17 protein-coding genes, 3 pseudogenes and 1 riboswitch are annotated in these 26,501 nt (G+C 45.0%); of the genes and pseudogenes, 7 read left to right on the top strand and 13 right to left on the bottom strand.

Features of this window, described 5'->3' with window-relative positions; all coding sequences use genetic code 11:
- Positions 1-85: 85 nt before the first annotated feature.
- From B853_RS11625 to B853_RS11605, 5 genes and pseudogenes are all read right to left on the bottom strand, one after another.
- Positions 86-5,595, bottom strand: a pseudogene (locus B853_RS11625) (SslE/AcfD family lipoprotein zinc metalloprotease).
- A 358-nt stretch (positions 5,596-5,953) separates the two neighbouring features.
- Positions 5,954-7,513, bottom strand: a complete 1,560-nt coding sequence (glpD, locus tag B853_RS11620) for a glycerol-3-phosphate dehydrogenase (protein ID WP_038885223.1) — start codon at positions 7,511-7,513, stop codon at positions 5,954-5,956.
- Between the two features lie 178 nt (positions 7,514-7,691).
- Positions 7,692-8,483, bottom strand: a complete 792-nt coding sequence (locus B853_RS11615) for a DeoR/GlpR family transcriptional regulator (RefSeq protein ID WP_038885177.1) — start codon at positions 8,481-8,483, stop codon at positions 7,692-7,694.
- Positions 8,484-8,672: 189 nt separating this feature from the next.
- Entirely contained in the window at positions 8,673-10,190 is a 1,518-nt protein-coding gene (glpK, locus tag B853_RS11610) for a glycerol kinase GlpK (protein ID WP_038885178.1), read from the bottom strand.
- Between the two features lie 58 nt (positions 10,191-10,248).
- Positions 10,249-11,103, bottom strand: a complete 855-nt coding sequence (locus B853_RS11605; protein ID WP_010449920.1) for an MIP/aquaporin family protein — start codon at positions 11,101-11,103, stop codon at positions 10,249-10,251.
- A gap of 870 nt (positions 11,104-11,973) precedes the next feature.
- Between B853_RS11605 and glpT the strand changes: the two genes are divergently transcribed.
- Positions 11,974-13,341, top strand: coding sequence for a glycerol-3-phosphate transporter (glpT, locus tag B853_RS11595; protein ID WP_038885179.1), 1,368 nt, complete (start codon positions 11,974-11,976; stop codon positions 13,339-13,341).
- Between the two features lie 54 nt (positions 13,342-13,395).
- A complete protein-coding gene (gene glpQ / locus B853_RS11590) occupies positions 13,396-14,451 on the top strand; it encodes a glycerophosphodiester phosphodiesterase (RefSeq protein WP_038885180.1) in 1,056 nt (351 codons plus the stop codon).
- A gap of 395 nt (positions 14,452-14,846) precedes the next feature.
- On the opposite strand, the gene dapD is transcribed toward glpQ, so the two are convergent.
- Positions 14,847-15,878 (bottom strand): 2,3,4,5-tetrahydropyridine-2,6-dicarboxylate N-succinyltransferase, encoded by a 1,032-nt coding sequence (gene dapD / locus B853_RS11585; RefSeq protein ID WP_038885181.1) that lies wholly within the window; start codon positions 15,876-15,878, stop codon positions 14,847-14,849.
- Positions 15,879-16,116: 238 nt separating this feature from the next.
- Here dapD and B853_RS26470 point away from each other — a divergent pair.
- Positions 16,117-16,323: pseudogene (locus tag B853_RS26470) on the top strand (recombinase family protein); the annotation flags it as partial.
- On the opposite strand, the gene B853_RS11575 reads toward B853_RS26470, so the two are convergent.
- A complete protein-coding gene (locus B853_RS11575) occupies positions 16,298-16,600 on the bottom strand; it encodes a type II toxin-antitoxin system RelE/ParE family toxin (RefSeq protein WP_038885182.1) in 303 nt (100 codons plus the stop codon). The pseudogene B853_RS26470 and the gene B853_RS11575 overlap by 26 nt on opposite strands.
- Complete coding sequence (locus tag B853_RS11570; protein ID WP_038885183.1) at positions 16,600-16,860, bottom strand: type II toxin-antitoxin system Phd/YefM family antitoxin; 261 nt, start codon at positions 16,858-16,860, stop codon at positions 16,600-16,602. Before B853_RS11570 ends, B853_RS11575 begins: the two co-directional genes overlap by 1 nt.
- 147 nt (positions 16,861-17,007) lie before the next feature.
- On the opposite strand from B853_RS11570, the gene B853_RS11565 reads away from it, so the two are divergent.
- The 3 genes from B853_RS11565 (at position 17,008) to B853_RS11555 (ending at position 19,441) form a co-directional block, all read left to right on the top strand.
- Positions 17,008-17,844 carry a DUF3560 domain-containing protein gene (locus tag B853_RS11565; protein ID WP_227741915.1) on the top strand — a complete coding sequence of 279 codons (837 nt, stop codon included), beginning with the start codon at positions 17,008-17,010 and terminating at the stop codon, positions 17,842-17,844.
- Between the two features lie 223 nt (positions 17,845-18,067).
- Positions 18,068-18,991: an HNH/ENDO VII family nuclease gene (locus tag B853_RS11560; protein ID WP_050568970.1), complete on the top strand. Its 924-nt coding sequence runs from the start codon at positions 18,068-18,070 to the stop codon at positions 18,989-18,991.
- An 18-nt stretch (positions 18,992-19,009) separates the two neighbouring features.
- A complete protein-coding gene (locus B853_RS11555; RefSeq protein WP_038885184.1) occupies positions 19,010-19,441 on the top strand; it encodes an SMI1/KNR4 family protein in 432 nt (143 codons plus the stop codon).
- A gap of 499 nt (positions 19,442-19,940) precedes the next feature.
- Here the strand turns inward: B853_RS11555 and B853_RS11550 are convergent, their stop codons facing one another.
- From B853_RS11550 to B853_RS11535, 4 genes and pseudogenes are all read right to left on the bottom strand, one after another.
- Positions 19,941-20,924, bottom strand: a complete 984-nt coding sequence (locus B853_RS11550; protein ID WP_038885185.1) for a GGGtGRT protein — start codon at positions 20,922-20,924, stop codon at positions 19,941-19,943.
- Positions 20,925-20,947: 23 nt separating this feature from the next.
- Positions 20,948-21,640, bottom strand: coding sequence for an iron-sulfur cluster assembly scaffold protein (locus B853_RS11545; RefSeq protein WP_005386501.1), 693 nt, complete (start codon positions 21,638-21,640; stop codon positions 20,948-20,950).
- Positions 21,641-21,899: 259 nt separating this feature from the next.
- Positions 21,900-21,975, bottom strand: a riboswitch (Fluoride riboswitch).
- A 156-nt stretch (positions 21,976-22,131) separates the two neighbouring features.
- Complete coding sequence (locus B853_RS11540) at positions 22,132-22,431, bottom strand: YebG family protein (RefSeq protein ID WP_005380208.1); 300 nt, start codon at positions 22,429-22,431, stop codon at positions 22,132-22,134.
- Between the two features lie 147 nt (positions 22,432-22,578).
- Positions 22,579-23,495, bottom strand: a pseudogene (locus B853_RS11535) (LysR substrate-binding domain-containing protein).
- A 111-nt stretch (positions 23,496-23,606) separates the two neighbouring features.
- Here B853_RS11535 and B853_RS11530 point away from each other — a divergent pair.
- Entirely contained in the window at positions 23,607-24,581 is a 975-nt protein-coding gene (locus B853_RS11530) for a TDT family transporter (protein WP_038885186.1), read from the top strand.
- 63 nt (positions 24,582-24,644) lie between these two features.
- On the opposite strand, the gene B853_RS11525 is transcribed toward B853_RS11530, so the two are convergent.
- Positions 24,645-26,462: a DUF3413 domain-containing protein gene (locus tag B853_RS11525; protein WP_038885226.1), complete on the bottom strand. Its 1,818-nt coding sequence runs from the start codon at positions 26,460-26,462 to the stop codon at positions 24,645-24,647.
- Between the last annotated feature and the right edge of the window lie 39 nt (positions 26,463-26,501).

The raw sequence follows: 26,501 nt of genomic DNA, 5'->3' as shown, positions 1-26,501 counted from the left end.
ATGAAATTAAAAAAATTTGTGGTATCGATAAATGGAAAATAGGTCGGGAGAAGTAATGGCCTCTTTCGAGGCCAAAACTATTGGATCAATGCACTACAGCATCAGGAAGGTGACTGATCGCTTGAGGTGGGGTTTCTGGTTTCGGTAGTTTAAGGCCAGCTAACATTGTTAGGGCTGTGCTACTGATTCCACCTGAGTATGTTTTGATTCCTTCAGGACTGGTACTTGATGTTTCACCAACATTCCAGAGAGTAAAGAAATCGCTCAAGTCGTGGTTAGCAACGTAAGAGCTACAAAGCATCATCAAGTCACCACCGCTAAGCCCAGTGGCTTGTGCACTACAGTAGTTCATACCTTCATCACCTTGTGAATCGCCACGGGATTTGCGATGCATGAACTTAAACATGTTCCATCCTTGGTCATGATTGTAGATGCTTGGCTTTTCAGTTCCTGATGAATACCAATTGTCGATGATGAAGTTATCTTGAGCCCAGATTTTTAGCTGTCCGAACATAACCAAACGTAAACCCGCATCGCCATGGCTCCAAGCATGACCGCTGTTTTGCTCCAGCCAGTATGGGGCTTTTTGGATGTCAGCTTCGATACGAACCATTTTGCCATTGACTTGCTCTTGCATGTATAGGGCAAGCAAGTTGTTAGTTACTTCAGTGCTACCAGCAGCTGTAAATGGCGCTGAGGCTAAGTTGTGACCTACCTCATGCCACAGTAACCAACTAGCCAGAGGTTGTAATGGTATGTTCTCATTTTGGGCATTAAAGCCACTGTTCATGACTGGATAACCTGAATGTGCAGCACCAATCGAGATCTGTACGTCATTGACGAATCGGTGGCGGAATTCAGTGAGATCTTCGTAGGTAAAACGTCGATGCTTGCCCTCAGTTGTTACTTCATCTCGACCATAGAAATCACTTGCAGCTTCAGCAAACTGATTCATTTCTTCACTGAACTTTACTAGATCCGCATTGGTTAAGTTCTTAACGGCCGTTGTATAAATGAAGCTCCCCGTGTCCACTTCTGCGATTGGGGCGGTACTCTCTTCAATCGAGTGCACCCATTTCCCTTCTTTCCACCATGCCGCTTTTTGTACGCCATCAAAAGTGAATGTCGCTATTGCATTATCTGCAGAAGCAGAGCTTATTGGTTTAACCGTGATAAGACCCCCGTAAGGAACGGTGAACTTGGTTAATCCCCCATCGTGGGCAAAGTTCATTTGCATTCTAGGTGGACGATTTAGACGAGTCTCATGTTGAGGCTTTCCTGTTAAATCATCGGCCATCATTACGGTGATGTTAGCTTCTACGCCGCCTGTCACAGTGACTTCTTGTAACTGTGGTGCCCAAAGTCCAGTCGATTGATTGTTTCCTGCTGAGAAGGTTACAGGGGAGCCCGCGGTTTTAATATCAATCGAAACAGAGGATGCCTCTCCTGTACTTTGACCAGGGTATGCTGATGTATCCACTTTAATATCGTAGTCCCAGAATGAGCGCCCGAGCATAATGCGAGTCAAAGGCTTTTCAGTATAGTTCAATGGGTAGCTAGGGTTCATTTGCCCTAATAGTTCACCTTCACCGTGAATCATCTTGTGCTCAATCAGTTGAGCCTTTAATGAGTCAGGACAAGTCCCACCGTTGCCATGTTTATTGTTTGTGTAGCAATTCAGGTAGTTGACTAGAGTTTCAAAACCGAGCTCATCTTGAACGTCCTGATCGTAAGCATAATCATTGTTGTTCCATAACCATACTGATAGGTTGTCATAGGTTTGGTTCAGCTCTGTGGTAGATAAACGAATACCTTTGTTGCCTTTAGTTCGGTAGTAAAGTTCATGATCCATCAACGCTTGGATATTGGTGCCTAAGTTCGCAGCTTTCACCATGCCATCCACTACGTCTGGGTTTATTTGGTAACGATCGAAGTCTTTTCGCCAATAGTTTCCACGAACAACGACACCATCACCTTTGCGAATCTCGATACAGTCGATTTCGTATTCGTAATCATGACTACAGATTGATGTACCTGGAAACGCATTTTGCAGTTCAGCAATCGCTGCTGCTGTTTCTTGCTCATTTTGTACAAAAATACGAGCATGTTTTGTTTCCATGATTGGTTGCCCAGATTCGTCTAGCATTGGTTTTCCATTGCTATCAAGTTTCTCTACTTGATATTGAGGAATTTCAAGGCTTGGCATATCAATTGGCGGAGCCCAAGTTATCGATCCGTCATCATTGACTTGGTAAGGGCGCTTGCCATTGACATCTGGGAATCGCTCTAGTACGACCATGTCATAGCGGCTACGTACATGAAGGTTCGGATACATGCTTTGGCAGTAGTATGATGAACCGCAGAAAGCTTGGTTAGTTGGCGTCACGTTACTGCCACCAATAGACATACCAGCTGCATCGGCTAGACGTCCTAAAGGTTCAGGGTTTAGCTTTTCGTCGATGGCATCCATAAATATCACGCTGCCACCATCATTGATAAAGTGGATGAGAGCGGTGATATCTTCCTGAGTTAGGTTTGCTTGATCTAAATCCGCGATGTAGCGATGAGTCATGCCATCACCGAGAACTTTCGGTTGATAACCTTGAAGAATAAGCAATGGTGTTTCTGTGATAGAAAGCGCCTCAAAGCCACCTTTACTGATTTTATCGACTGCGGAAAACCCGTATTCTGGGCTAATAAAGAAGTCATATTGAGTGCCATGAGACACATTACTTCTTGCTGCCGCAGCTAGGTCGATATTGGTGGCAACACGAATGCCACCATTGTTCAACTCAGGTGCGAGCCATTGGAACAGATTACTGAAGAAGCGTTTCATGCTGCCATGATCGTTTCTTGGGTCATCAGATAAATCAATAGTGGTTGTACAAGAGTAAGCGGTACTGTCAATACGCAGTGCGTCGTTCGCCCAGTAGTTGTTTGGACAAGACAGGATACTTGGGTACAAGCTGTTGCCCATAAATACCACTTTGCCTAAGCCGATTTCTCCAGCTGTAACAAATGGAAAGCCGAAGGTGGCGTTGTCTTTTGAAACTTTAGGGATGGCTGGCATTTCAATGTCAGGCCAGTTTGCGATGTATGGCTTACCTTCTCGTGTCCAGGCTTGGGCTTCGTCAAAAGCAATTTGTCGGTTAATGTCGGTGCGTGGCATGACAATTGGGAACGCACGGTTTGACATATTCAACATACGCATTCCGCGCGTGTAACCTGTTGCACCATAGAAACTGCTGTTATCGTTGAAGACATGGAAAGTCGTGACGCCGTCAAAGATTGCTTTGAGTGAGTTGGTCACGTATTTATCATCATTCAGAGAAAAGACGACTGGTGATCGATTTGCGACAACTGATGTCTTTTTCAAAGATTGATCAATGAGAGCAGTAAGTCCCTGTTCAAATTGCTTTTCAAATTCATTAGGCAAGTTGAAAGAGGTACCTTCTAACTTTCCACCATTCGGTAGGGTAAGCTTGATCAGCTCATTGATGACGTTCGGGTATTGTGAGAATACGTCCCGTACTTGACCATCAATCGTGATCTGTTCGCCACTTGCTTCGCCATAACGCTGCAATAAAGCTTGGATGTTCGCTTTTACTGCAGGGTTTTCTGTCACATCGGCAAGTTGATAACTTACCTTGTTACCGATAACGGAGCCAAACTCAAAGGTATCAATGCCAAATGTGAGTGAATCCCCCCCCACAAATACTCAAATTCACCATTCGCATCTGTTACCCCCGTTGAGTGTGCGGAGAAATAGCTGATTCCCACAATCGGCAGTCCATGAGCGTCAGTTAATGTACTGCGAGTTAATACTTGAGCCTCTACACTTGGCTGATATGTCAAACTGGCTTCTGCATTAGATGACACAAAGTCACTGTTCAAATCGTTATCACCACCAGATACCGCAGGAACCAAATTAGGATCTCGGTGTGAGCTCGGTGCTTTACCTACATCGTCAGTAGACTCTTCACTTTTAGCGACTAAAAACGCGCCTACGGTTTCGTCTGAATCGAGTGCAGCTGAGTTATAGATCCCGGCAATGTCGATGCTGTCCATCTTGTTAAGGCAGACCTGTTGTGACTCTGGACAAGAAGAGATCGACTCCAATACTTTCGCCGCATTATCACCTTTACCGATGACGTTGGTGAGCTCAAAGGCAATGGGAACTAATGCATCTGAGTTGAGGCTTTGGCTCTTGTGATCGGGAGCGATGAAGCTTCCGAGCTCTATTGAACTGGAATCGAGTGATTCTAAGTAACAAGTAAAGCTGTCACCTTCTGTCGTACTAAAGTGACCTTCTAAGAGTGATTGCCCGTTGCAGCTCACATCGCCTTTTAATGGCTTGTTTGATGCTGTCAGACTAGCTTTGTAGAAGGTGACTTCCATACCTTCATCGGGGTTCACACACTCAGGTGCGGTGCTGTCTTCATCGCAGGATGCTGTCGGAAGATGAACCTGAGCAATAACGGTTGTCTTTGTGCTTAACTTCCCATCGCTGACCGTAACATCAAATTGATAATTGCCTTCATGCACCGGCGTTGGTGCGAAAGTAAGAACGCCTGATTGAGTGATCGAGACAAATTCTGGCGAGTTATCAAGTGAGAAGCTCAAACGGTCCCCATCTCGGTCAGATGCGATGACTTGGTATTCAAGCGTTTGATCAGTGAAAGCGGTGATCGGTGCTATTGACTGAACTATAGGAGCATTGTTGTCATTACCTGGTTCATCTTGATCACTAACGTGAATGGTTAGATTACGAGATGTGAGAAGTGAGCCATCACTCACTAGTACCTGACTATGATGACTTCCTGCATTTGAGTTGTTTAGTGGCTCTATATATAGCAGACCATTTTCTGAGATGGAGACAAAATCAGGCGCATCTTTTAAAGAGTAAGCCAGTGCATCATTATCTTTATCCGTCGCAAGAACTTGATAAGTTGATGGTCGTTGGATCTTGGCTTTGAGTACAGGGATAGGATCAACGACCGGAGCATGATTTATCAAGTCTGGATCTACCGGTGTCATGCCTAAATGCACGGTTAGTTGAGTATCAGCGGTTACGTCGAATGTGCCATCACTGACTATCACTGCAAGCTCGTAAGTGCCAACATCAGCCGCAGTTGGCACGAAGTTCATAAGCCCTTGGTTATCAATCGATGCCCAAGAAGGTGCTTGGTTTAAAGAGAAGCTTAGTTGATCACCATTGTAGTCTTTAGCACTGACCTGATAGTTCGATGCGATATCTGCCTTAACATCGATTTGCGCATCAACGGTGAGCTCAGGAGCGAAGTTAGGTTGGAAACCGCTGTCATTATTACACTCTGGATCAGTCGTATCTTCAGGGCAAGATGCTGTTGGTTGAGCAAACACATTGAGCTGAATTTGGGTGGTTACCTTTGCTTTACCGTCTGAGACGCTGATAGAAAATTGATACTGGTCTTGGTCTGGTTCTTTTGGAGCAATAGTGACCAAGCCAAGTTTATCGACAGACACAAAATCGGGCGCATCGTTCAGTTGATAGCTCAGAGAACCCCCGTCTCTATCGGAGGCAACAAGTTGGTAAGTTACCTTATGATCGACCAGCGCAGTAAGCTCAGGAACTGACTCTACACTAGGTGGGTGATTCGAAGAGGGCGGCTCTACTGAAGGAGGCTGACTACTCCCTGAGTCGCTAAAGCAACCAGTAAGCACCATAGATATGATGGTTGAAAGTATGAGTTTTTTAGGCATTTTTTATTTTTGTTATGAAGGAAAATGCGCATTCTATTCGAATTAGTTTAAATTAAAATATGCTAGACGGTATGTGTAGCTAAATTACAATTGTTCATACGATAAAAAACTTTTTACCAATTGCGTTTGCTTTATAATCAATGGCTTATGTTTGATTTCTAGCAACAAAAAAAGCCTGCGGGGTGCAGGCTTTGTATTAGGAGAGTCCAATTTAACTTACTTGTGAGAGGCTAACGACTTTTTGTTGCAGCTTCTCTTTTAGATATTCTGCCAGTGCGATTTTCTCCTCTTCGTTCATGTATAAACCAAGTTTTGTACGACGCCATAAGATGTCTTCATCGGTTAGCGCCATTTCGTGATTCATCAAGTAATCAATTTCACGTTGATATACGCCGCTTGCTTGCTCAGAGAAGCAGTGGCCAAGATCCTCTACGCTGTTAGTGCCTTCCATTAGTTCCCAAGTTTGTGTACCAAACTGAGTCACATAGCGCAGCAACATCGCTTCTGATGCCCACGAGTATTTCGCATGAATCATCTTCGCCAGTTGCTCACGGCTGCAACTGAAGTTACCGCCAGGAAGGGTTTGGTTTGCCGTCCAGTCTTTACCCATTTCAGGTAGGAACGGGGCAAGTTTCTTCATCGCCGCTTCACCAAGCTTACGGTAAGTCGTGAGCTTGCCGCCGAACACTGAAAGTAAAGGCGCGTGATCGTATTCAGCATCCAGTTCTAGTGTATAGTCACGTGTGATCGCTTGCGGTGAGTCAGACTCATCATCACACAACGGACGTACACCACTGTATGTCCACACCACGTCTTCACGGCTTAGCTGGTGGACAAAGTGTTGGTTAACGATATCGATCAAGTAATCGACTTCATCTTCGGAGATTGCGACTTCACGTGGATCGCCTTTGTATTCCACATCCGTTGTACCAATGATCGAGAACTTATCTAAGTAAGGGATCATAAATACGATACGGTTATCTTTGTTTTGTAGGATGTAGGCTTGCGGCTCGTTGTGGATACGAGGAACAACGATGTGCGAACCTTTGATCAAACGAATGTTGCGAGGGGAGGTTTGCTCTAATCCTTCATCAAAGAACTGTTTCACCCATGGACCAGCTGCGTTAACCAGAGCTTTCGCTTTACGTTCGAAACGTTGGTCTGTGGTTACGTCATGAATAGTGACATGCCAAATGCCGCCTTCACGGTGCGCTTTTTCAACGCGGCAGTAGTTGCGAACTTCTGCGTTATTCTCTTTTGCAGCCAGAACGTTAAGTAAGACTAAGCGCGCATCGTCTACCCAACAATCTGAGTATTCGAAACCGGTTTTCATTTCAGGTTTTAAAAGGCCTGATTTTGCTAGGTTGACGGTTTTGCTGCCTGGCAGTGTGGTGCGTCTACCCAAATTATCGTAAAGGAACAAACCACAGCGGATCATCCAAGCTGGGCGTAAAAATGGACGATGAGGTAAACGGAAGCGCATTGGCAGAGCCACGTGTGGTGCTTTACGTAAGATCACTTCACGCTCAGCGAGCGCTTCCGAAACCAAACGAAATTCATAGTGTTCAAGGTAACGTAATCCGCCATGGATCAGTTTTGAACTTGCAGAAGAGGTTGCCGATGCGAAGTCGTTAGCTTCGTACAAACCGACGCTTAAACCACGGCCAGCAGCATCTGCAGCAATACCGGCCCCGTTAATGCCGCCACCGATCACGATCATATCTAGAGTAGGGGATGAATTCGTCGTGGAAGCATTTTGTTGAATACTCATAAATTTGACCTCTTGTGAGCGAACGAGCATTTTGGAACATAAGTTTATCCTAGCTTAGGTTTCGTTTATGGTCATTATTTATTTTCGTTTATGAGCGTTTTGTGTGATTTGGGCACAAAAAAACCTCTGCCTAATTAAGACAGAGGTCATTTATGCGCGTAAATAGTGAGTGTAAACGCTATTCGGCTTCTACTCTTTCTATTTTTGTATCAACCACTTCGAGCGGAACCGAGGCTTCTCTTAGAATAGCGAGAATCTCTTCTGGTGGTTGTTTGTTGGTGAACACCATGTTCAATTGTGCGATATTGCCTAATTTTACCATGGCATTGCGACCAAACTTCGAATGGTCAACTGCAAGGAACACACTGCGACTGTTATCAATAATGGCTTGTTTTACTCGAACTTCGTGGTAATCAAAGTCCAATAGTGAGCCGTCAAAGTCGATACCACTGATGCCCAAAATGCCAAAATCAAGGCGAAATTGTTTGACGAAATCGAGGGTCGCTTCACCGACAATGCCGCCGTCGCGATTACGAACTTCACCGCCAGCTAAAATCACTTTGATTTCTGGGTTTGGTAAAAGAATGGTGGCAACATTAATGTTGTTGGTCACCACGCGAAGCTGTTTGTGGTTTTTATTCAGCGCTCGAGCCACCGCTTCTGGTGTAGTGCCAATATCAATAAACAAGGTGGCGCCGTCAGGAATATGTTTTACTAACTCTTCCGCAATCACATCCTTCTCATTGAAGTTAAGTGCTTTACGCGTGTTGTACGACGTGTTCTCTGAGCTAAGAGGAATGGTTGCACCACCGTGGTAGCGTCTAATTTTGTTTTCATCCGCGAGGTCATTTAGGTCGCGACGAATGGTTTGTGGACTAACATTAAACTTTTCTACCAGCTCATCCGTGCTGACATATCCTTGTTTTTTCACCAAATCAACGATCTGTTGGTGTCTTGGTATTTGCTTCACTTAGCACTCCCTTGTGCACTGGCAACGACCAATGCTTCAAAATCGAAAATAGAAACTTGCTCTATTGTGCTCGAATTAGCGCATTGTGAGAAGCTGTGGGAGTGTGGAATCCGCGATCGAACGCAAAAAAGAGCGCCAATTCGGCGCTCTTTATGATTAATCTGGAGGAAACTAATCGTTTATCAGAAATTAATCGTCTTCGTCGTGAAGCTCAGACCAGGTTTGAGCACACTTAACTGCGCGCTTCCAACCTTTGTAACGACGGTTACGTTTTTCTTCATCATCGTGTGGTTCGAATGTGCGATCGAGCACCGCTTTGTCTTGCAGCTCATCAATGCTATTCCAGAAACCAACCGCTAGACCAGCTAGGTATGCTGCACCCAAAGCAGTCACTTCAGTTACTTGAGGACGGTGAACTTCGGTGTTGAGTACGTCTGACTGGAACTGCATTAGGAAGTTGTTCGCTACTGCGCCGCCATCAACGCGCAGGTTCGCGAGCTTAATGCCCGAGTCTGCTTGCATCGCATCCAGCACATCACGAGTTTGGTAAGCGATGCCTTCCAAAGTTGCACGGATAATGTGGTTAGAGTTTACGCCACGAGTTAGACCGACAATCGTACCGCGAGCGTAAGCATCCCAATATGGTGCACCTAAGCCAGTAAATGCAGGAACAACGTACACACCGTTGGAAGAATCCACTTTGGTTGCAAAGTATTCTGAATCTTCAGCGCCAGCCAGGATCTTCATTTCATCACGTAGCCATTGAATTGACGCGCCACCCATGAATACCGCACCTTCAAGAGCGTAAGCTGGCTCGCCTTTTGGACCACATGCTAGGGTAGTCAGTAGACCATTTTTCGAGGTTACTTTCTCTTTACCCGTGTTCATCAACAAGAAACAACCTGTGCCGTAGGTGTTCTTCGCTTGACCTGCTTCTACACACATCTGACCGTAAAGCGCTGCTTGTTGGTCACCTGCAATACCAGCGATTGGGATACGAGTACCGCCTTTACCACCAATGTTGGTTTGGCCGTAGATTTCTGATGAGCGTTTTACTTCAGGCATCATCGACGCTGGGATACCCATTTCATCCAGCATTTTCTGATCCCAGCATAGGTCGTTGATGTTGAACAGCATGGTACGCGAAGCGTTAGTGTAATCCGTTACGTGAACACGACCTTGTGTCATCTTCCAAACCAACCAAGTATCAACGGTACCGAATAACAGTTTGCCTGCTTCGGCATCTTCACGCGCACCTTCAACGTTATCTAGAATCCACTTCACCTTTGTGCCAGAGAAGTAAGGGTCTAGAACCAGACCAGTGTTGTCACGAACGTAATCTTCCAGTCCGCGTGCTTTTAATTCTTCACAAATATCGGCAGTACGGCGACATTGCCATACGATCGCGTTATAAACCGGTTTGCCCGTTTCTTTGTTCCATACAATTGTGGTTTCACGTTGGTTGGTAATACCGATACCTGCAAGCTGGTCGCTACGGATACCTGTTTTCGCAAGTGCTTCAACCAAAGTAGAGCTTTGAGTTGCCCAGATTTCCATTGGGTCATGCTCAACCCAACCAGCCTCTGGATAAATCTGAGTAAATTCTCGCTGAGCGACGCTTACGATATTCGCGTCATGATCCAGGATGACAGCACGAGAGCTTGTCGTGCCTTGGTCTAGGGCAACAATGTATTTTTGCTCAGTCATGGTAAGAATCCTTTTGTTTCGTTATTTATATTTTAGTAAATGTTCGAATTGGTAGGGGTTAAGCTTGCGCTTGTTCTGCTTCTTCTTCGGTCTCGCACTGGTTAGGGATAGTGCAGCCATGACCTTGTTGTGGCAGATACGCAGCAATCGCTTTCGGGTACAACCAACCACCGAAGCAAGCACCTGCGATAGGAGCAAGAATTGGAACAATAAAGTATGGGATTTCACGCGCGCCAGTCAATGCGTAATCCCAGCCTGCAAAGTAAGCAAACAGCTTAGGGCCGAAGTCACGAGCAGGGTTCATCGCAAAGCCAGTCAGTGGGCCTAAAGAACCACCGATAACCGCAATGAGGATACCGATCAGTAGAGGGTTCATCGCGCCGCGAGGTGCGCCATTGTTCTCATCACCAAGAGCAAGAATGGCAAACATCAGCACTGCAGTAATCACGAATTCCACAGCAAAAGCGCCAAAGAAAGAGAGAGAAGCGTGTGGGTAAGTCGAGAAAATGCCCGCCGTTGCTAATGCGTCTTGGCTGCTACGAACGAAGTTGTGTGCGATTTCGTAATCCGTAAAAAGGTTGCTGTACAAACTGTAAACCAAAGCGGCAGAGCAAAATGCACCTAGCATTTGCGCAACGATATAAGGCACAACTTTCGCCTTATCAAATCCATGGAACATCGCTAGCGCGATAGTCACGGCAGGGTTGATGTGTGCTCCGGATACGCCCGCAGTACAGTAAATAGCAATGGCGACACCAAAGCCCCATACAATACTGATTTCCCATTGACCAAATTGAGCCCCGGTCAAAACGAGTGCTGCGACACAGCCTACGCCAAAAAAGATAAGTAATCCTGTACCGATAAACTCGGCCAAACATTCTCCGAGCAGTGAGGGGTGTTTGTTCGTTGTCATGTTAAGAGTCCTTTAATATTTATGCTTATCTAGCACGGTTCTATTGTGCATATATAAACGTTTGCGAAAACAAACGAGCGTCAAAAGTGAGCGTTTGAGCATAAATTTGTTAATCAAACTCTTCGTTTTTGTTAATTGACGCATCTTTTGCTCAAAAAGGAAACTCGATAAAACGAATTATGGTCTTCAATTTTGCTTTGATGGACTAAAACTACCGATGTGAAAATCAATGCACAAACTGGTAAGAGGAGTTTTGTGAAGCTGCTTCGTGAATGGTGGTAAATTGCTCAGATTATTGGTCGAAAACTAACCCTAAAGAGCTAGCTAACACTAATGATGATAAGGGATTGCTGATATTCATTCACTCGTTGCCCAGAGCTGCGCCATCAGTAAGAGATAAGACGTTTATCCGTGGTTGATAAACCGTCTTTTACTCGGAGATTCGCTTTGAATGCACTTTGGGAGTGGTTGGTTGATGTCGGTCCTAATTGTTAACGTTGTGACATTGTTGCAACACGTCATATTGACGCTTTCATTACTTAAATCACGTGTTTAATCTCTTCCATCTCTACCTTTTATCCATTTATGTGGTCATTTGAGCACTTGGTTTGCTTAAGATAGCAGTGATTTTGTTCGTTTGCGCACTTCATGCTCTATATGAACAGTAACGGAATGTGGGGGAAATGGAAGCACTGTCTAATTAAATGCTTCTAGTCTACTGTATTTACTGAAATTTAATCCCTATGCAACATTTATCACAGAAATAAAAATCGTATTTCATAAAATGCACTAACTTTCGAACGAAACTTTATTTTGCTCGTTCGCGACTTAAAGCTCCCTACCATTGCTCACTATATTAATGAGGTTCCTATGTTTGGAATATTCAAACCCAAGGCGCACATCGATCGCTTATCGTCCGATAAGATCGATGGCACTTATTCCCGCTTACGTTGGCAACTCTTTCTCGGCATCTTTGTCGGTTATGCCGGCTACTATCTGGTTCGTAAAAACTTCAGTTTGGCGATGCCTTACTTGATTGAGCAAGGGTTCAGTCGTGGTGATCTTGGGGTTGCCTTAGCTGCGGTATCTATTGCTTACGGTTTATCAAAATTCTTAATGGGCAGTGTCTCTGACCGCTCGAACCCTCGTTACTTTTTAAGTGGCGGTCTATTAATGTCAGCGCTTGTGATGTTCTGCTTCGGTTTTATGCCTTGGGCTACGGGCAGCATTACCGCGATGTTTATTCTATTGTTCCTAAACGGTTGGTTCCAAGGTATGGGATGGCCTGCCTGTGGTCGAACCATGGTTCACTGGTGGTCACGTAAAGAACGTGGCGAGATCGTATCGGTTTGGAACGTGGCGCATAACGTAGGTGGTGGTTTGATTGGCCCACTATTTATTCTTGGCCTTTGGGCATTTAACGACGATTGGCGCACCGCTTTCTATGTACCTGCATTTTTTGCCACGCTCGTAGCTGTCTTTATTTGGTTCACCGTAAGAGATACACCGCAGTCTTGTGGTCTTCCGCCAATTGAAGAGTACAAAGACGATTACCCTGACGATTACGACAAGTCACACGAAAAAGAAATGACGGCGAAGGAAATTTTCTTCAAGTATGTCTTTTCTAATAAGTTGTTGTGGTCAATCGCGATTGCGAACGCGTTTGTTTATCTGATCCGCTATGGTGTGCTGGACTGGGCGCCGGTATACCTCAAAGAAGCGAAGGACTTCTCGGTTGATAAATCTTCTTGGGCTTACTTCCTATACGAGTGGGCGGGCATCCCAGGTACGCTATTGTGTGGTTGGATTTCAGACAAGCTGTTTAAAGGTCGTCGTGCTCCTGCCGGTATTCTATTTATGGCGTTAGTAACCGTAGCTGTGCTGGTTTACTGGTTCAATCCAGCAGGTAACCCAGCAGTCGATATGATGGCGCTGGTTGCAATCGGCTTCTTGATTTACGGTCCGGTAATGTTGATTGGTTTGTATGCTCTAGAGCTTGCTCCTAAGAAAGCGGCGGGTACGGCTGCAGGTCTAACTGGCTTATTTGGTTACTTGGGCGGTGCGGTAGCGGCAAACGCGATTCTTGGCTACACGGTAGACCACTTTGGCTGGGATGGCGGTTTTATCATCCTCGTGGGTTCATGTATCACGTCTATCGTTTGTTTGACTTACGCATTTCTTGGCGAGCGCGCTCACCATGAACAAAAAGCGCGTGAGAAAGAAGCTTTGGCGTCATAAAACCTTAAAGGGGCAGTGGAATACTGCCCCTTCAAATAAGTTAAGGAAATAACAATGAAAACAACGTCAGTTTGCATGACGGTTCTCGCTCTGAGCATCTCCGCTGGAGCAATTGCACAACCGCTTGTTATCGCGCACCGTGGCGCATCGGGTTATCTACCAGAACATACTTTAGAAGCAAAAGCGTTGGCGTACGCGATGAAACCAGATTACATCGAGCAAGATGTGGTGATGACTAAAGACGATCAATTGGTCGTGCTGCATGACCACTATCTCGATCGCGTGACCGATGTGGCAGAGCGATTCCCAGACCGTGCTCGTAAAGATGGCCGTTACTACGCGATTGATTTCACGTTGGCTGAAATCAAATCATTGCGAGTCACTGAAGGCTTTAACATTGATGATAAAGGTAACAAGGTTGCTGGCTATCCGACACGATTCCCAATGTGGAAATCAGACTTCACCGTACCTACTTTTGCTGAAGAGATTGAGCTGATCCAAGGCTTAAACAAAACGCTGGGTTATGACATCGGTATTTACCCGGAAATCAAAGCGCCGTGGTTCCATCGCCATGAAGGTAAAGACATCTCAAAAGCGGTGCTTAAAGTTTTAAAACAGTACGGTTACGATTCGCAAGACGACAAAGTATACCTTCAGTGTTTCGATGCCAATGAACTCCAGCGCATCAACAGTGAACTCATGCCTGAGATGGACATGGATTTAAAGCTCGTTCAGCTCATGGCTTATACCGATTGGAACGAGACCATGGAGTACAAAGGCGACAAGGCAACACCATACAGTTATGACTGGATGTTTGAAACCAATGGTATGAAGAAGGTCGCGGAATATGCGGAAGGGATCGGTCCTTGGAAGCCAATGTTGGTGGATGACAAATCAACCAAGGATAACATCATCATTAAACCTTTGATGAAAGCGGCAAAAGACGCAGGCTTGCAAGTGCACCCTTACACTTTCCGAGCGGACCCTGGGCGTATTCCAACGTACACAGACAGCTTCGATGGCATGATGGACATCTTCTACAATCAAGTGAAAGTGGATGGTTTGTTTACTGACTTCCCTGATAAAGCAGTCAACTTTCTGAACAAGTAAAATTCAAAAAAGCTGAGTATTTGAAGTTCTCAGTATTACGTCACACGCCATGTCGTAACAATGTGCCCTCTCTCAGGCAATAAAAAATCCCCCAACAGTTTCCTGCTGGGGGATTTTTCGTAGGGCTAATTACTGCAATACCTAAATGACTTCAAGATGCTCAGTTCAGAGTGTGGTCACTGATAAAATGACGAAGTGAAATAGCTCGCTATTTTCAAGTTATTTGACGTGGGAATCGTAATAGTGACACGCTCCCAAAGGGCGAGTTGTCTTGGCTTTCGTGCTTTGTTAACGAGCTTTGATTTAGATTGACTAGATCTTCAACTCGTTGCCGCGCCTGCAAGCCAAGTCAGCCTCGCTGAATCAAGCATCTCGAGGTTAGTTGGGTATTCTTATTAGTTGTTTTTATGCAGTTCGCTGTTCAGTTCAACCGCGCTCTTGTTTGCAAGACACTCGATTTGACCTGTTACAGAGTTACGACGGAACAGTAGGTCAGAAACACCAGCAAGATCGCGTGCTTTCACTACTTCAACTTCTTGGCCTGCAGAATCTAGCATGCGCACTTTAGAGCCAGCGGTTACGTATAGACCTGATTCGATAGTACAACGGTCACCCATTGGGAAGCCAAGACCTGCGTTCGCGCCTAGTAGTGAGTTTTCACCGATAGAAACCACAACTTTACCGCCGCCAGATAGCGTACCCATGATAGATGCACCGCCGCCGATGTCAGAGCCGTTACCAACCACTACGCCAGCAGAGATACGACCTTCAACCATGCTCACGCCAGCTGTACCCGCGTTGAAGTTGATGAAGCCTTCGTGCATTACCGTTGTGCCTTCGCCAACGTGTGCGCCAAGACGTACGCGAGAAGTGTCAGCGATACGAACGCCAGTTGGTACCACGTAGTCCACCATTTTAGGGAACTTGTCTACGCAATCTACGCTTAGTGCACGACCCGCTAGGCGAGCTTCGATTTGACGCTCTGCTAGTTCAGGTAGGTCGATTGGACCTTCGTTAGTCCATGCGATGTTGTGTAGTAGACCGAAGATGCCGTCTAGTACCGTGCCGTGCGGTTGAACTAGGCGGTTAGAGATAAGTTGAAGTTTTAGGAAACCTTCAGCAACGCTTTGTGGCTGCTCGTCAGTTGCAAGGATAACCAGTACAAGTGGTTGTGCTGATTCTGCTGCTTTTGCTGCGAAAGATGCGTTTGCAGCATCGCCGTTTGCTTCAAATGCTGCTGCCAGTTCTGCGCTTTGTGCTGCAGAGATCTCGATAGCTTGGTTGCCTTGCTCGTAACCTGCTACTGCTGCTAGTGCGTTAACAAGCGCTTCGCTTGGGTTAAGAACTGGGTTTGGGAAAAACGCTTCGATGATTTTGCCGTCGCGGTTTTTAGTTGCCGTACCAAAGGCTAGAGAGAAGAAAGCCATAGTTGATCTCCATGTGTTGAGTCTTGTGTCTCGTCTGTTCACTGACAAGAAATAATTAAGTTGTCAGTCATCATAAAGAGAGTGTTGGGGAGTTTAAAGAGGGGAAATGGAGAAAGTCTGTAGATGGATACCTTTTGTCTTTTTAGAGATATGTTTGTCTGATGAGAAATGTGTCGCAAAAGCCAGCTTTGATTGAGTGTAGGTTGAGCAGGGGCGAGGGGCTGGGGATTATCGTAGCAAAAAAAACGGTGTTATCTTAGGTCGACCAAAAGGATAGGCGGAAAAGCTCAAGCTCGACCCCAAAAGGGATCAAATTGAAAAATACCTAAGCATGGGACTTGGGATTCGCCCTACTGCAAAGCTTATTGATGAAGCCCCAAGTACATTACGAAATTACATTAAGCGCAGAGGCTTAAGGGCTACAACTGTCGCTGAAAGTGCTTAGCTGGTGACATGTTACGCCCTAAGACTGCAGCAATAACAATGTGGTCAGGTTTTCTTATGTAATAAATCACATGATGCTTTAACGGAAAGCGGCAGTAACCGGTTCCTAGCTCCGGCATATCAATCCCAATCAACTCATTGCTAGCTAACAACGTCATTGCTTGTTTGAGCTCTCCAAAATAATTGGTCCACTTTGCGTCTCCCCAATTTTCAAGCGTATAACGGCGAATGTCGATCAGGTCCGTTTGGGCTGCGGGAGAAAGTTTGTATTGTGTCATTAGTCAAACTTGCCTGAATCTAATTCGTTCATAAAGGCTTCACCATCGACTAAATTGCCATTAGCGATATCTCGTTCCGCTTGCTCAAAACGTGACTTCACCATCGCCATTTTCAATGCCTCAAGTTCTTCGTATTCTTCACATGACATTACGACAGCCACAGGTGAACCATTTTTGCTGATTTGAACTGGCTCTCGCTGTACTTTCATCAGTAAATCACCAAATTTAGTTTTTGCGGTGTTTGCGGTTAATGATTGCATAGTGTGCTCCTTTTTTGTTCATTATAAACGAATCGTTCGATTCATACGAATCATTTAAAACGAATGAAGTGGAACACTGTTCAAAAAGGTGTATTAACGTGTGCAAAGTTTTACGACTGCATTTGCCACTTTTCAAATGATGTGGTGATGACTTTTTCTTTAGAAAAAGAAGAGATAGAGGAGGAAAATTCAAAGGCTGAAAAGCTTATCTTTACCTTTGCGCAAGTGACTGAAGCTCTAGAGCAAGGTTACATTTCACCACTTAACCACGACCACATGCACCCAGAGCCAACCCCACCAACGGACGAAACCAAAACTCGCAAAGTCGGCAGTCTTGGCGGCGATTATCAAGAGCGTATCGAGAATAAAAAAGAACGTTTGGAAGTACGTGCAGAGAATGCGAGAGCTGAATCTAACGCGTGTTTTGAAACGGCTCACCGTTTGGGTGATGTTCTACCATTTGGCCAGCCAATTCTAGTTGGCCACCATAGCGAACGTAAGCACCGCCGTCTTATTGAAAATATTGATAGCAATATGCGTAAGTCAGTTGAAGCTCAGGATAAAGCTAACTATTTAGAAGCAAAAGCTGAAAGTGTGGGAAGTGCTGGTATAGCACCTGATGACCCTGAAGCGATTCAAAAGCTAAAGGAGAAGCTTGCCAACTTAGAACGTAGCCAAGAAATGATGAGGTCGATTAACAAAGTTATTCGCTCAAAGCACATGTCTGATGAAGATAAGATTGAATACATGACCCAAACGCAAAAACTTACTGAAAAACTTGCAGTTGAGTTACTAAAAGGAGATTTTTGCGGTAGAACAGGTTTTGCAAGCTATGCGCTACAAAACAACAACGCAGTAATTAGAACAACGAAGCAGCGCATTGAGGAGCTAGAGAAATTGCACAATGAAGCGCCAGTAGATGATACCGGCAAGATAGAGGACGTTAATTGGACGCTTTACGAGGAAGAAGGCCGCATCCAGTGAGAGTGACTCAATTTGTTGTTGAAGAATTGAAAGGTATGTAGTGAAGCTCAAAAGCGGAGTGCGAAGCTGGAAGGGCAATTAATACAGTACCAACAGAAATAGTGTTTCAAAAAACTATATTGTAGTCGCAATCGCTCATAACTTTATGGTATTGAGCAAGTTTTTGCCCCTAAGAATTGTTTGGTATTGTTCTCGTTGTTTTTACTAACAACGGGAAATGCCTATGATTTTTGATGATGAATTTGGCTTTGAGCTAGGTTCCGATTGGTATAAGTGTCCTTTTAATAAAGACCCTGATATATGTACATGTAGTACCTGTTTTTTGCATAACGAAATGAAAAGGGGTCAGGATCAGCTTAAAGCTGCATGGGATAGGAATTCTGGGCGAGATGGTACGGTGTTTGGAGTGATGAAAGCCCCAGAGCCGCCACCAAAGGAAAAAGAGACTCCAAGAGACAAATACGAAAGACAGCGGCAAGAGCGCATATTAGAGGCACGACAATCTCAAGTTGGGGCTGTCAGTAATATACCTAGTTACGGTAACGATCCTGAGTTCATCAAAGGGTATGTTGAGCATACAAAAAACAGAGATTTGTCAGGGCCGTTGTCACTAACGCCACTAGGAAGTGCAGCAGATACATTTAATGCAGCAAAGGAGTTTATTACAAATCCTTCCGTTGGAGCTGCCGCGATGATTGTTGCCGCCGCTGTTCCAGGAAAGCTTGAGAAGGTAATTCCTGATAAAGCAAAAAAGGTGTTCCAAACTAAAATTGAGTGGCAGGCTACTAGAGAAAAAGGAACACATTTTAACTATGTCGTGCATCAAAGGAATGATGTGAATTGGAACCAAACTCGAACAAGTGGAGATAAAAGGTACATTGGTAAAACAAATGCTGAAGCGGCTGAAAAAGGTGGCCTGCCCCCTCAACTGCCTGATGGAAATTTTGCAACACTTCATCATTTAGGACAGAAAAGAACGGGGCCGTTAGTTGAAGCAAGTACAAAATACCATGGCGTAGGAAAGCCTGGGCAAGACGCACTACATAGTCAATATGGAAGAAGTAAACCCCATCCAACCTTGCAGCCAGACAGAAAGAAGTTTTCTGTTGATGATCGTGAATATTGGAAAACTAGGACTAAAGATTGATTGCTTGAGGTGATATTTATGAATTCTTTTACAAAATTAAAAAGTCGATATGAAGACCTTTATGGGAACGAGCCGTGTGCTGATGGGACTATCGATGCGGTTGAAAATAAGCTAGGGCTCCATTTACCAGAGGATTTCAGAGTTATATCCGGGTTCTATTCAGGGGGAGTGCTAGGAGGCATTAGTCATCATGAAATTGCTGCAGAAGGTTCCGCGACAAATGTTGTTAATGAAACTTTGAGATTAAGGACAACAACAAATTTACCTAATGAGTTTGTTGTTATAGCGGAGCCTCCTTCAGGGCTAATTGTTATGAACGTTAAGAATGATAAAGTGATTTGGTGTGATTCTACAGATGTAAATGGTTTAGGAACAGATAGTTGTATAAATCCTGATGTGTGGGATAGTTACAGTGATTTTTTTTGTTATTTGCTAGATGAGGAAGAATAGAACCCACTCCCGAAAGTTTAACCCTAAGCTGATTGGCTGTGTTGTTACTGATCCTAATTGCGACCCAGAGTTGCTAATTAGGATGATATTAGCAACCAAGCCAATCGCTGGTAAATTTACGGCGGAGTGGCTAAATAGCATAGGATAACCTATCAAAGGGGGCTGGGATGCCCCATTTCTAACTGACTTTGATGAGGTAATATGACATGAGAATCAACCCTATTTCTACTATGTTTGGGGGCTTGCTTTATGCCTCATTTTTGTCTTTCCTGCTCTGATATGAAATCGTAAAATTGAAGGTTGTTTTTAACAATTGGTCAGGAGAGGGTTATAACGTAACCCTCTAAATTGAAGGGGATTCTTAAATGAGAGAGTATCTATCTCGCGGCTTTCCTCGGAAATCCGCGATGAACCAAAAATAAGGGGAGGACCGAAGTCACTCCCCCTACACTGGGTTTGTGGGATTTACTCGCTTTAGATAGTAAAGCGATAAATCGACTTAGAGGCTTAGCTCACCGACCTCTACTGCAAGTGCAACCGTTGCACCTACCATTGGATTGTTGCCCATACCGATAAAGCCCATCATCGCAACGTGCGCTGGTACTGAAGAACTACCCGCGAATTGCGCATCGGCGTGCATGCGACCCATGGTATCGGTCATACCGTAAGAGGCAGGGCCTGCTGCGACGTTATCTGGGTGTAGAGTGCGACCAGTACCACCACCTGATGCCACAGAGAAGTAAGGCATACCTTCACGGTTACGTTCTGCTTTGTAGATACCTGCTACTGGGTGCTGGAAGCGAGTCGGGTTGGTTGAGTTACCTGTGATGCTCACATCCACTTGCTCTTTGTGCATGATAGCCACGCCTTCACGTACATCATCAGCACCGTAACAAAGGATCTCACCACGTGGACCTTGGGAGAAACGGCGACGCTCTACTTCAACTAACTCACCAGTTTGGTAGTTGTATTGAGTGCGTACGTAAGTGAAACCATTGATGCGTGAGATTAGGTAAGCGGCGTCTTTACCCAAGCCATTTAGGATCACTTTCAACGGATTTTTGCGTGATTTGTTCACATTCAATGCGATTTTGATTGCGCCTTCTGCCGCTGCGAATGATTCATGACCAGCAAGGAAAGCGAAACAGCCACTTTCTTCATTCAGTAGGCGAGCCGCCAATGCACCGTGACCGATACCCACTTGGCGTTGCTCTGCCACGCTGCCGGGTTTAGTGCAGGCTTGAAGGCCTTCACCTATGATGTTTGCAGCTTCTTCTGCTGTTTTTGCTCCGCGGAAAATCGCCAAAGCAGTGCCCAGAGTGTAGGCATCGGCAGCGCTTTCAAACGCGATAGGTTGAGTGTCCATCACTAGTGCTTTAGGGTCGATACCACGATCCATACAGTATTGGTAAGCCTCTTCCAGAGAAGAAAGTTGCATTTCGTCTAATGTGCGACGTACAGATTCAGTAATTGGAGAGTTCATAATCTCTTTCCTCTTGGTGGCAATTATTGTTGGCGTGGGTTGATGGTCGTTACGGCTTCGTCAAAACGACCGTAAGTCCCCGTTGCTTTGTCTGCGGCTTCTGCAGCAGATACGCCTTCGTTGATGGCTTTCATCATCTTGCCGAGGTTGAGATATTGGTAACCAATCACTTCTTTGTTTTCGTCTAGTGCGAGTTTTGTTACGTAGCCTTCAGCCAGCTCCATGTAACGCACGCCTTTTGCTTTAGTTGAGTAACTAGTACCCACTTGGCTACGTTGAGTTTGACCAAGGTCTTCCAGTGCCGCACCAATTTCCAAGCCGCCTTCAGAGAAAGCAGATTGAGTACGACCGTAAACAAATTGAAGGAAGATTTCGCGCATCGCGACGTTGATAGCATCACATACCAAGTCGGTATTCAGTGCTTCAAGAATAGTTTTACCAGTTAGGATTTCTGCGGCCATCGCGGCTGATTGAGTCATGCCTGAACAGCCGATCGTTTCGATCAAAGCTTCTTCGATGATGCCGTTTTTGACGTTAAGAGTCAGTTTTGCTGCGCCTTGTTGAGGAGCACAAGCACCAACGCCGTGGCTAAGACCAGAAATCGCGATAACGTCTTTTGGATTGATCATTGCGCCTTCAACAGGGATCGGTGCAGATGCATGAAGATCGCCGCGTTGAATCGGGCACATTGATTGGATTTCGTGTGAGTATTGCATAATGTTTTCCCAGTGTACGATATCCAGCATATTGGTCAGACTCAACGGCGTTGACTGCTCTTATTCGCTCCATCAAATAGAAAAACTATGTTCAGGAGGCTCATGCGTTTGTCGCCTTGTTGAGTTAACAACTATTTTGGATATCTTTTTAATTTTTGAGAAAACAGGAGCGGGGTTGGAGAAGAGTTGAATTGCTCACTACAGAACTCTTGCTTTAACAACATTGGTAAAGCATTTCCAACAGGGCTGACCTGTTCTCGTTTCTGTAGGAGTCATTAGCTTTAAAAGCGGTTCGAATCTTTCGATTCCGGTGGCACCCCATCACCGTGTGCAATTAGATTAGATCTAAGTCACACTAATCTGCAACATGAAATTTAGAGTAATTTGGGATATTAAATCGGTTCTTTATATTGCTAGAGATATATGGCGATAAATGAATGGCATAAAAAAACGCCGCATAATGCGACGTTTTCTCGAAACAAATTAGAGGCTTATGCAGCGTCTTCTTGCTCGCTATCTTCTTCAACAGCTTCAAGCTTCTTTGCTTTTTTTGGTGCAGGTTTACGTTTTGCACCCAGAGCGTAAAGCACTTCTTCTTTGTTCTGCGCAAGGAACATTGCAAGATCTTCTTGCTTGCCTTCGTCTTCTAGAAGTTCACTTTTACCTAGCAGTGAGAATAACTCGTCCGCCATATCCAGCATTTTGTCGTATGCGTCAGCTTCCGCTTTAGAGGTAAAAGTCATTTTCTCTTCTCCATTGCGTTCTACCACGTACTTGACGATTACAGCCATGGTGTTGGTCCTCTAACTTGATTAATTTATACTGGCTTTTTATACAGTTTTTGACCAGTTAAGTCTAGCGACAAGCCTAAGAATGAGAGCCGTGTACAACTAAGTGACCAGCATTTGAACTATCTGCCTTGAACTACCTATCTTGAACTAGTCATCTTTAAGGTGTGGGTTCTCTGGGCGTTCCCAATCTTGGCAGAACTCAATAAACGTGCGCAATAGCGGGTTTTGATACTTCTCTTTGTGGAGTAGCAGCCAGAAGCGACGCTTCATATCCAGCGGCATGTTGAGCATTTTCACACGACCATCTCGAATCGCAGGCTCGGCGGATAGGCGTGATAAACAACCTAAGCCAAGCCCCGCAGACACAGAGTTAATCAGTGCTTCGGTAGTGTTTAGTTGGAAGGCCTCATGCCAGTGCTCTAAACGTGGCGCAATGACACGCATAAAAAACTCTCTCGAACCAGAGCCAGCCTCACGCAAGATCCATTCGGTGTCTTCAAGTTCGTTGAGGCTGATTGGCCCCTCATCGAAGTTAGGGTAATCCGGTGGACAAATCACACACATTTCATCTTCACTGAATTGCGTTGACTCCAGCTCTGGGTGTATGGTCTTGCCCTCAATGAGTGCGATATCGAGCTCGTAGGCGATCAACATGTCGCAAATCTGCGCTGAGTTAGAGATGAACAAACTCTGTGACTGATGATTGGTATCCTGACGGAAATCACTTAGCAGATAAGGCGCGACTTGGTTGCCAATGGTGTCACTGGCGCCGATACGTAAAAGCCCGATAGGGTTTGATCGCCATCGAATACACTCTCAATATCCCGAGCTCGGTTGAGGAGCTCATCCGCGAGGGGCAGAAGTTTTTGTCCTTCTTGGTTGAGAATCAAACGGTTGTTCACTCGATCAAATAGGTGATGACCAATTTGTTTCTCTAGCTCAGATAGCGCCATACTCACGGCAGCTTTAGAAAGAAACAGACTTTCTGAAGCTGCTGTCAGCGTTTTGTGCTGAGTGATTGTAGTAAAAACTTTCAGTTGTTTGAGAGAGATATGACTAGGCATGATATTCCGTTAAGTAAATCTGAACGTTAGTTCTAAATAATTAGATATATTGGAACGAAGTGCAAGAGTAATATACACCCCATAGAAAGTTAGCCTAGATTTGAGGTCGTAATGATTCAAAGAACAAAAGCAAAAGTAATGGGAGCACCAACCCCAATGGCGGGTCTGGCTCTTGGTATTGCGAGCTTAGGTTGGAGTTGGGAAAACTTCGCCGAATTACATGGCTATGGACAGTGGATTAGCGCAGGTATTGCAAGCGTGTTGTTAGCAATCTTGGGAGTTAAATTTCTTTTTCACAATCACTTGTTAAGACAAGATCTTGCGCACCCTGTGGTGGGTAGTGTCGTTCCGACTTTCGCAATGGGAACCATGGTGGTTTCAAACTCATTAGGGCACTTTTCCCCTGTTGCAGGTGACGTGCTTTGGTTAGTAGCGGTAGCTCTACATATCGTGTTCCTTGCGAGCTTTTTATACCACCGTGCGAAAGACTTCGAGCTACACCACATGGTGCCAAGCTGGTTCGTACCACCTGTGGGTATCATCGTTGCCGATGTGTCTTTCTCTGGTAATCCAGTGCTTGCACCAATTGCGCATGGTGCTTTGGTATTCGGTATGGTTGCGTATGCCGTGATGTTACCAATCATGATCTACCGTTTCATGTTCACCCATGAAATTCCAGATGCAGCAAAACCAACCATGGCAATCTTGGCTGCTCCAGCAAGCCTATCGCTGGCAGGTTATCTAACCGTAACCGCAACGCCTTCACCAGTGATTATTGCTCTATTGTTTGGTATCGCAGTATTGATGACAGCCATCATCTACTTAGCCTTCTTTAAACTGCTAAGACTGCCATTTAGTCCAGGCTATGCAGCGTTTACCTTCCCAATGGTGATTGGTGCGACAGCTCTATTCAAAACTGCAAATTGGATGGAAGCAAATGGTCTAGCTGCACACTATGTACAACAAGTTCGTGGTCTAGCTGGCATTGAGTTGATAGTGGCGACAATCGTAGTGACTTATGTAGCATTGCAATACATTAATAATTTGCTGATTCAACCACGCTTAGTGACAGCACATCATGCATAAATAAAATATGCATAAGCAAAAAAAGCCTCTTGGTCTCTCTCGCCAAGAGGCTTTTTCTTATCCTTAATTATAGAAACGAGACATCTCATTCAACGAGTTCTGGATTACGCTAACGGGCACCTGATGCTTCCTATCAACGTTGAGGCGTTTATCAAGCTGTTGGGATTGTCCGCCAGGGTTCACGACTAACATGGTCTCTTTCCCTACCAAAGCGTAGTTGTAGTAGCTACCTGCGATGTACCAATCACGAGATATATGGCTATCAAATAGATCGTGTCCAACGCTGTATGAATCAGTAGCACCTTTCACATTAAATAGGCCGTTCATCAAAGTTGGAACGATATCAAAGTGTGTGGTTCGGTATTGAATTTGCTCTGGTTGATGGTTTGGCAGAAACACATATAAAGGCACATGAACTTGCGTATCACTGTAGTTGCCAGTATGACCCCAGTAATTCTTTTTATGGTCGTTAAACTCTTCTCCATGGTCTGAAGTGATCACGACAATGGTGTTCTCCAGATCTATATTCTTTAGCACGTTCGCAATCAGACTGTCGATGAAGTACAACGAGTTCTTATAGCGGTTGTGGTAAAGCGATGCATCGAAATCATTATTCAGAAGAATATGGTCGACGCGCTCCCAGTAAGGTTTGAACTTAGCAAATTCTGGTTCAGGAAAGCTTGTGCCATGGGCTGAATCATAGAACAAGAAGCCAAAGTACGGTTTATCGCTTTCCTGTTGCTGGAACTGGATAAACTCTTCCGTGATTTGCTGATCACGCTCGACTTGTGTTTCACCCGTTTGCTTTAGGGTGAGGTCTTTCACCTTTTTAAAAACGGTACGTGACAAAGGTGGGCTAGTTAATGGCGCTGAACCAAAGATGCCCATTCGATAGCCTTGATTTTGCAGAGTATCGAGGAATATAGGGGAGCGCTGGCTGGCATAAAAGCTATCCCAGTAAGTCGCTGGCAAGCTGTAAAATAGGCTAAAAATACCTGCTTGAGTCGAGTTACCACCGCTCATATGTTGAGTGAAATTGACCGTTTTCTCGGTGAACTTGCTGACATTAGGCATGATTTCTGGCGTTGCATCGCTGTAGCGCCATGCATCAACTAGAATGAATAGGACGTTCGGTTGTGTGTCTCTGCGCTCGACATTAATGGGTGTCAGCGGGTAGTTAAGCGAACCACTTTCAACATTCTTCAGTTCAACGCGGTTATGTGATGCCGTGTTTTCGTCTACTAAGTTGTGGCTGTAGATGAATTTGCGTGCCGTCAATGGATAGTAAAGAGGCCAGTTATTCGAAAACTGGCTGACTTCGTTATCGTAGAGCGCATTTTTGTATGCGTGGATTGCCTGAGTGCTAAGTAACAAGCCAAACCACACACTTATTAGCACAAACTTAGCGCGACTATGTGCCATCTTATTACTTAGCCAAACGGTAAATGCGAGGCCGATTGCCAGTAATGCAATATCGCTAATGAAGATCAGCCAACTCATCCAAGAGATTTCAAATACGTCACGACCACCTTCAAAGAACATGCGGATCAGTAGGCCGTTGATGTGCAGTTTATATTGCTGGAAAACGAGGATATCGACTTTCAACATGATCAAGAGTGCGATTGCCACCGCAATCACAACGGCTTTGAACATGCGTGTCGGCAAAAAGGACAGCAATAAACAACTCAACATCAGTGGCAGAGCAATCAAACCCAGCCAGCCTAGCTGTGTGGCGATTAAGTAGTATTCTTGTAGAAATGTGAGCGGTTCTGCTTGGCTATTCGACAACAAAAACGGGTAACAAGCGATCGATAGATATAAAGCAAAGCAAGCAAAAAATGCCATCAACCAAGCGCTATTAGATGAAAGTTTGCGCAACATACTTTGATATTCCAGTATTTTTCGCCCATTTAATTGAAT

This window comes from Vibrio rotiferianus CAIM 577 = LMG 21460 (assembly GCF_002741985.1).
In the GTDB taxonomy this organism is placed as follows: Bacteria; Pseudomonadota; Gammaproteobacteria; order Enterobacterales; family Vibrionaceae; genus Vibrio; species Vibrio rotiferianus.
The sequence above is the reverse complement of the archived record's forward strand: the minus strand, read 5'-3'. Positions and strand labels throughout refer to the sequence as shown.

Coding starts and splice junctions, on each gene's coding strand:
- glpD (WP_038885223.1), bottom strand. CDS start 7,513: ATGAGTATTCAACAAAATGCTTCCACGACGAATTCATCCCCTACTCTA.
- glpK (WP_038885178.1), bottom strand. CDS start 10,190: ATGACTGAGCAAAAATACATTGTTGCCCTAGACCAAGGCACGACAAGC.
- B853_RS11605 (WP_010449920.1), bottom strand. CDS start 11,103: ATGACAACGAACAAACACCCCTCACTGCTCGGAGAATGTTTGGCCGAG.
- glpT (WP_038885179.1), top strand. CDS start 11,974: ATGTTTGGAATATTCAAACCCAAGGCGCACATCGATCGCTTATCGTCC.
- glpQ (WP_038885180.1), top strand. CDS start 13,396: ATGAAAACAACGTCAGTTTGCATGACGGTTCTCGCTCTGAGCATCTCC.
- dapD (WP_038885181.1), bottom strand. CDS start 15,878: ATGGCTTTCTTCTCTCTAGCCTTTGGTACGGCAACTAAAAACCGCGAC.
- B853_RS11575 (WP_038885182.1), bottom strand. CDS start 16,600: ATGACACAATACAAACTTTCTCCCGCAGCCCAAACGGACCTGATCGAC.
- B853_RS11570 (WP_038885183.1), bottom strand. CDS start 16,860: ATGCAATCATTAACCGCAAACACCGCAAAAACTAAATTTGGTGATTTA.
- B853_RS11565 (WP_227741915.1), top strand. CDS start 17,008: ATGACTTTTTCTTTAGAAAAAGAAGAGATAGAGGAGGAAAATTCAAAG.
- B853_RS11560 (WP_050568970.1), top strand. CDS start 18,068: ATGATTTTTGATGATGAATTTGGCTTTGAGCTAGGTTCCGATTGGTAT.
- B853_RS11555 (WP_038885184.1), top strand. CDS start 19,010: ATGAATTCTTTTACAAAATTAAAAAGTCGATATGAAGACCTTTATGGG.
- B853_RS11550 (WP_038885185.1), bottom strand. CDS start 20,924: ATGAACTCTCCAATTACTGAATCTGTACGTCGCACATTAGACGAAATG.
- B853_RS11545 (WP_005386501.1), bottom strand. CDS start 21,640: ATGCAATACTCACACGAAATCCAATCAATGTGCCCGATTCAACGCGGC.
- B853_RS11540 (WP_005380208.1), bottom strand. CDS start 22,431: ATGGCTGTAATCGTCAAGTACGTGGTAGAACGCAATGGAGAAGAGAAA.
- B853_RS11530 (WP_038885186.1), top strand. CDS start 23,607: ATGATTCAAAGAACAAAAGCAAAAGTAATGGGAGCACCAACCCCAATG.
- B853_RS11525 (WP_038885226.1), bottom strand. CDS start 26,462: ATGTTGCGCAAACTTTCATCTAATAGCGCTTGGTTGATGGCATTTTTT.